Origin of the sequence: uncultured Campylobacter sp. (genome assembly GCF_937997535.1) — a bacterium.
Lineage (GTDB): Bacteria > Campylobacterota > Campylobacteria > Campylobacterales > Campylobacteraceae > Campylobacter_B.
Window position 1 is genome coordinate 1 of the sequence record NZ_CALKTT010000085.1, and the last position, 6,339, is coordinate 6,339.

The following is a 6,339-nucleotide window of genomic DNA, read 5'->3' on the forward strand; positions in this document are numbered from 1 at the left end:
GTCAAACACCCCGTAGATCAAGCCGTGCTCGGCATAATGGGCGTTTTCGTCGATACCTTCATCGTGCTTAACATCACCGTTTTCGTCGTGCTTAGCACAGACGTAGTCGCCTTCGAAAACGGCAAGGCGGTATTTTCGGGCATCTCGCTGGTGCAGGAAGCCTTCGGGTCACAAATTTTAGGTCGCAGCGGCGGCTACGGCTTCGTGGCGATCTGCCTGTTTTTCTTCGCATTTACCACGATTTTGGGCTGGTATTACTTCGCCGAGATCAACGTGCGATACCTCCTGGGTGCGAAATTCGTCAAGCTCTTGCAAATTTTAGTCGTCGCATTCGTATTCATAGGAAGCGTGCAAAAGATCGACCTCGTCTGGGGGCTAGCCGATATGTTTAACGGACTGATGGTGATCCCAAACCTAATCGCGATCATCCTACTTAGCCCCGTCGTCGTGCGGCTTTTGAGCGACTTTAACGACGGCAAAAGTTACGATGCAAACGACTACAAATAACGCCGCGCGCTAAATTTCAAGCTCGCACTTGGAATTTAGCGCAAAATCGCCGCAAAATTTAGAATTTTAAAATTCTTTTCTAGCTAAAATCCTAGCCTAAATTTTATGATTTAAGGAGAACGCATGCAAATTTTAAGGAGCGAAAAATGCCCGTTTTAAAGGCATTGCTGACCGGGCAACCGCGCGCTTACGGCGACGAGCGCGCCACGCAGCCTCTAAAAAGGCGCTGGGAGACGGCGATTTTTAAGCAAGCTAGAGCGGGTGAAGTGCGCGCGAATGAGCTTGGATTCGAGGGTGACGCGGTAGCCGACACGCTGCATCACGGCGGAGAGGAGAAGGCGATTTTTGCCAACTCGCTGCAAAATTACGCCGCGTGGGAGAGGTTTTTGGGGCTTAAAAATCTAGCCTACGGCGCAATGGGCGAAAACCTCACGATCAGCGGATTACACGAGCAAAACGTCTGCATCGGCGATGTGCACCGCATAGGCTCGCTGGTGTTGCAAGTAAGCCAGCCGCGCAAGCCCTGCTACAAGCTCTCGATGCGCTGGGGTAACGCGGAGATGACGGCGGAGATCGCGCGCAGCGGACTTACCGGCTGGTACTACCGCGTGCTGGAGGCTGGCTCGTGCCGCGCAGGCGACGAGATCTACGTCGTGGGGCGCGACCCCGCTATGATGAGCGTGATGGAGCTTAACCGTCTATTCTACGGCGAGCGTATCAATGAAGGGCTGTTAGCAAAATTTAACCTACTTACGACGCTTACGCCAAAATGGCGCGAGGATATGCGCCGCAAGCTAGAAGGCAACTACGACGACGGCTTTATGCGACTATGAAATTTAGCCTCGAAGCGGCGTTTTAAAACAGCAAAGCAGCGCCGCGCCTTGTTGTTTTAAAACGCACTCTGGCGCGGATTTCAAAATACTTTCTAAGCCGCCGATGCTAAGTTTCAAGACACTTCTTGGCTACTCAATATCGGCTTACAAAAAATACTTTCTTGATGCAAGCTGCAAATTCAGACTAAATTCCAAAGACGAAATTTTAATTTGATCCGCGCTGATCGCGCGCAAATGCGATCTATTTTCGCACTCTGTTTTGCAGTGCGACACAGGCTGCAAGCAAAATTAAAGACGCAAATTTAACCACGCTTAGAATTTAATCTTTTATGAAATCTAAATTTAGCCGCACATTCAAAGCCGCAAGCGCCGCTCTTTATAAATTTTAAAATTTAAAAGCGGTAAATTTAATCCCCTTGCTACGCAACGAATTTTCCATAAAAGCAAAAAAGAAAATTATTTACTCGCACGACACACTCATCTCACACATTTAGCGGCGCAGCTCTTACGCTGCAAACGAGCTTCCTTAAAGCTTATAATGCATGCCGAATTAGACATGTCAGATGTTTTGCCAAGCGCCTTTCAAAGCTCATTCATAGCGCTCGCCATAGATAGAATTTTGCGTGGAATTTTCCGCGGCGCGGCAACAATTACGACCTTTAAGAGCGCGCGCCGCAGTTCAAAAGCCTATTTTGGCTTTTTAAAACTGCGCGCCGTATGGCTCAAAGTCCATTTTCACGCGCTCAGTCAACTACCTCGATCCCTGCATCCGCGCAGACTTTTCGCGCCTTTTTAGATATGCCGATGCCGGTCGTCTCGATTTTTTTAAGATTTTTGAGGGGCGCAAGCTCGGCCGCATCGATGTTTTTGATGTCGAAAAGTTCGTCCTCGCCGTCCCAATCAGGCGCGATTTGCAGATAAATTTCATTTCCGCCGTCAAGGTAGAGCTCGCTCACCTGCTCCGCCAAATCCGCAGGAACCGGATAACCCTTGAACCACTTTTTGGCTTGCGGTAGCGCGCCGAAGTCCGCGTACGGATCGATGCCGCGCTCCTCGCAGTACTCAAACACGTCAAATTTGGGCTGTAGCAGGGCTTTTTCATACATCAGCTCGTTCATCACGGCGATTTTGAAATTGAAATTTTTAAATGCTAGCGTCTCGCCGGCCGCGCGCGGAAGCTTAAATTTATCGCTCGGCTTTCGCTTTACCTTTTTCGTTTTCTGATTGATGCAGACGCGCCCTATCGGCATTCTCGCAGCTCGCACGATGTCTGCGATCTCGTCCGTATCGCGCTTAGCGAAGCGCTCGGCGAAGTCCATCGCGCCTATGCGCTCCTGTACGGCCTCCGCGAGAGCTAGCGAGACTTCAAATTTGCCCAGGCTAAGCTCCAAAAATATATATGCGCCGCGCAGCTCCTGCTCTGGCACGGCCTCAAGCGGCGGCCTGCCCTCTAGCGTGAACGCGCCGCCGTAGAGCTTGCGCGGAACCTCGTGCTGCACGCCCTTTGCGACCTCAAGCATCAAAATCATCTCGGTAAGCTTCGGCTCTGCGAGCTCGTCTGCGCGCACGAAGGCGAAAATCCCCGCCTCATCCCAAAAATAGCGGCTTTTACCCTCCCCGTCATAGATCACGCGCGGTTGTCCCAAGGCTTCGTTAAGCTTAGCTAGATCAAACTCGCAATTTACGCCGCCAATGAAAATGCCGTCCGAGCGCACGTCGACGTCAAAATTTTGCTTTTTAAAAATATCAAACAGTCCCATTTGTCGCTCCTGATTTTGCCTTAAATTTCGTTTTAAAATTTTTCCAAAAACCCGTAAAAATCGTCCGCAAAAAGCCTTTCTTCGCCCTCCGCATAGTCGCGCACATAGACCTTGTATTCGCACGGCGCGTCGCCTACCCGCTCGCTTGCTATCTCTTTCGTCGCTCCGCTTGCTGCATCTCCTGCCGCTTCGCTTGTTGTTGCGCCCGCTGTTTTACACGTCGTTTCATCTGGCGCTTCTGCATTCATATTGCGCGCCACATCCGGCGATCTCTCCGCGCGCGCTTCGTCGCCAGATGCCCTATTTTCCGCACTGTCGGTTACCGTCGCGACGACCGTATCGCGTGCCGTCTCGCCCGCACCTTCGCCGCTCGTGCTCTCCGCCGTCTTGCCGCGCGCCGTGTTTGGCAAGCCGTCCGCTATGTCGCCTGCGGGCGAAATTTTAAAATAATACTCCTCATCCTAGAGCTGCAAAAACACGAGCTCGTCCGCGGCAAATAACCCGTTTTTGAGATTTATCTCATACGTGTAGCAGATGTCGGCATCGGCACTATCAGTAAACTCGGGCGGTGCGATCGTTTTTAGCTCCGTCCCCGCCGCGCTGATGCTAGCGTATCTTAGCAGCATCTGCTTGTAGCTCGCAGGCAGCGCGAAACCGAGCCGCCGCTGCGCCTGCGCGATCCACGCGGGCTCTATGTCGCTGCGCTCCGCGGCCGTGATATTTTTAGATTTTTGAATAAGCTCTTCTATCATTTTAGTCCCATTTTGAGCGAGAAATTTTAACGCCTTAGCGCACCAAGATACGCTGTTTACACAGCCCCACGGGCATTTAGCGCGGCTTTGAAAATCTAAATTTAAAAGCACGCGCGGCTTCAAAACCAAAGCGAGCCGTTTAAAATTTCGAGCGCCCGCGCATAAAATTTCGACCGCAAACGTGCACTCGTAGTGCCTCGGCGATCAAAATTTAGCGCTACTTAGCCAACGCTATTACTTCGATCTCCACAAGCGCGCCTTTGGGGAGTTTGGCGACCTGCACCGTGCTGCGAGCCGGCTTGTGCTCGCCGAACGCCGCTGCGTATATCTCGTTCACCGCGGCAAAATCGCCCATGTCGGCTAGGAAAATCGTCGTTTTGACGGCATCTTGCAGCGTAGCGCCCGCTTCTTTCAGGATCGCGGCGAGATTTTGCAAAACCTGCCTCGTTTGCGCCTCCACGCCGCCCGCGACGAACTCGCCGTCCGGCTTAAGCGCGATCTGCCCCGAGGTAAAGATGAACCCACCCGTCTTGATCGCCTGAGAGTACGGCCCGATGGCCTGCGCCGCATCGGGAGTCGAGATGATTTGCATACTAAATCCTTTGTGAAAAATTTCGCCCATTTTATCGCAAAATATTTTAGTATTGCTTTAGGCGGCAGAATTTACGGGCGGACGGGCGTGGATGCGGCTGGTACGATGAAATTTAATTGACGCGAGAGGTTGCTAAATTTTGTTAGTATAAGCACAGCGGTGCAGTTATTATCGTGCAAATATAGAGAGCAATATGGCAGGGGCGGCTAGCGAAAAATAGCGAGCCGTGGCGGCGAAACGGCAAAATTTAAAATAGCTGACGGGCGCAGAAAATAGCGCATGAAAGTGCGACTAAATTTAATCGCTGAGAGTGGATTTGGTAGTACGTACGGGCGGCACGGCGAAATGATCTATGGAGCGGTATTTTAAAATTTTATGGGCATAAACATATAAAATTTCATAGCACGGGCGCGATAACGCCGCGCGCTCGGCAATACGACGACTCTATCGGCGGCGGGCAGACCGCATGAATGCATGGCGATACGACGAAATAGATATACGGGTGGTGCGGTGGAATTTAACTGGCGCGAATGGGCGAAATTTCACTGAAGTCGTTACGGCAGTAAATTAAATTCCTTGCGGTAGCAAGATCATCAATGTCTCGACCGGCAAAATCAAACCGCCCATGGTAGTGATACGGGCGGCGGGGCGGTAAAAGCAGCGCCAAAATCGCTACCATCGCAGCAGAAAGAACAGCGCCGTCATAAAAAAATCAGTGCGATACCGCGCAACGCAATTAAAATCCTCGCAGTAGCAAGCGCGGCAACGAAGTTGTCGATGTAACGGAGCAAAATCAGCGATATCGAAATAATAAAATCAAAGACCTCGCGACAAGCGAGACCTCCGACGTAAAGCCAATAGAATCAACATCGCAACAGCGGAAAATTATAGTAGTCGCGACAAGATCAGCGCGAAGCTACGGTAAAATCGGCGCTGCAGTAGTAAATTTGCAGTGTCGCAGTAAGTTCGGCGCAACGCTGCGACAAAATCAACACCGCAGTAGTAAAATAGACGCTATTGAGGTGGTAAAATCGGCGCTGTCGTAGCAAATCGGCGAGGGTTCATAAAATTTTATGCGAAATTTTATACGAAATCCTGTATAAAATTCTATGATTTTGGCTTGAAATTAACCCGCGATCAGCCCTCAACCAGTCTGTAATTAACTTGCAATCAGTCCGTAAAGTAGCTTTAAAATCGTGGCGGCAACGACGAGCAGAAGCATCTTGCGCACAAATTTCACGTCGCATCGCATCACTAGGCTTGAGCCTGCGAAGCTGCCCGCGATCTGTCCAACCGCCATCACCGCTCCGACGAGCCATAAAATTTGCCCGCCGATGATAAAAACGCCCAAAGAGACGATGTTTGAGGTGAAATTTAAAACTTTCGTGTGTGCGACCGCCTTTTTCATATAAAGCCCTAAAATTCCCACGAGTGTAAACGTCCAAAACGAGCCTGTACCAGGGCCGAAAAATCCGTCGTAAAACCCTAAAACAAGCCCAAAAATCGCGTAAAAGCTCTTTTTTGACATCTTGGGTTTGGCGGGCGCTTCGCCTAGGTTCGGCGAAAAAATCATATAAAAGAAAAGCGCCAGCAGCAGGATCGGAATGAGATAGTTTAGGAATTTCGCATCGATTAGGAGCAGGACATAAGCGCCGACGAGCCCGCCTACGAACGTAAAAATCACGCCGCGCAGGATCTCCGCCGTATTGACGTAGCCCTTGCGGATGAAATTTAAAGCGGCGGTGAAGCTTCCGAAGCTGCCTTGAAATCTATTTGTGGCGATCGCTACATGCGGCGGAACGCCCACGGCAAGCAGCGCAGGCAGCGAAATCAACCCGCCGCCGCCCGCGATCGAGTCGATAAATCCGCCGAAAAACGCCGCTGCAAAAAGCACC

At 51.0% G+C, this 6,339-nt stretch carries 7 protein-coding genes; 2 read left to right on the forward strand and 5 right to left on the reverse strand.

Annotation, left to right across the window (positions count from 1 at the left end):
• Positions 1-507: alanine:cation symporter family protein (locus Q0117_RS08050; protein WP_297924413.1), on the forward strand; the 507-nt coding region annotated here is incomplete at its 5' end.
• A gap of 146 nt (positions 508-653) precedes the next feature.
• Positions 654-1,340, forward strand: coding sequence for an MOSC domain-containing protein (locus Q0117_RS08055; protein ID WP_297924415.1), 687 nt, complete (start codon positions 654-656; stop codon positions 1,338-1,340).
• Positions 1,341-2,083: 743 nt separating this feature from the next.
• On the opposite strand, the gene Q0117_RS08060 is transcribed toward Q0117_RS08055, so the two are convergent.
• The 5 genes from Q0117_RS08060 to Q0117_RS08080 all read right to left on the reverse strand — a co-directional run bounded on the left by Q0117_RS08060 (position 2,084) and on the right by Q0117_RS08080 (position 6,338).
• Positions 2,084-3,100: a hypothetical protein gene (locus Q0117_RS08060; RefSeq protein WP_297924417.1), complete on the reverse strand. Its 1,017-nt coding sequence runs from the start codon at positions 3,098-3,100 to the stop codon at positions 2,084-2,086.
• A gap of 32 nt (positions 3,101-3,132) precedes the next feature.
• Positions 3,133-3,510 carry a hypothetical protein gene (locus Q0117_RS08065; protein ID WP_297924419.1) on the reverse strand — a complete coding sequence of 126 codons (378 nt, stop codon included), beginning with the start codon at positions 3,508-3,510 and terminating at the stop codon, positions 3,133-3,135.
• Between the two features lie 51 nt (positions 3,511-3,561).
• Complete coding sequence (locus Q0117_RS08070; RefSeq protein WP_297924422.1) at positions 3,562-3,852, reverse strand: hypothetical protein; 291 nt, start codon at positions 3,850-3,852, stop codon at positions 3,562-3,564.
• 217 nt (positions 3,853-4,069) lie between these two features.
• Entirely contained in the window at positions 4,070-4,444 is a 375-nt protein-coding gene (locus tag Q0117_RS08075) for a RidA family protein (protein ID WP_297924424.1), read from the reverse strand.
• A 1,159-nt stretch (positions 4,445-5,603) separates the two neighbouring features.
• Positions 5,604-6,338 carry a TSUP family transporter gene (locus Q0117_RS08080; RefSeq protein ID WP_297924426.1) on the reverse strand — a complete coding sequence of 245 codons (735 nt, stop codon included), beginning with the start codon at positions 6,336-6,338 and terminating at the stop codon, positions 5,604-5,606.
• Position 6,339 lies beyond the last annotated feature (1 nt).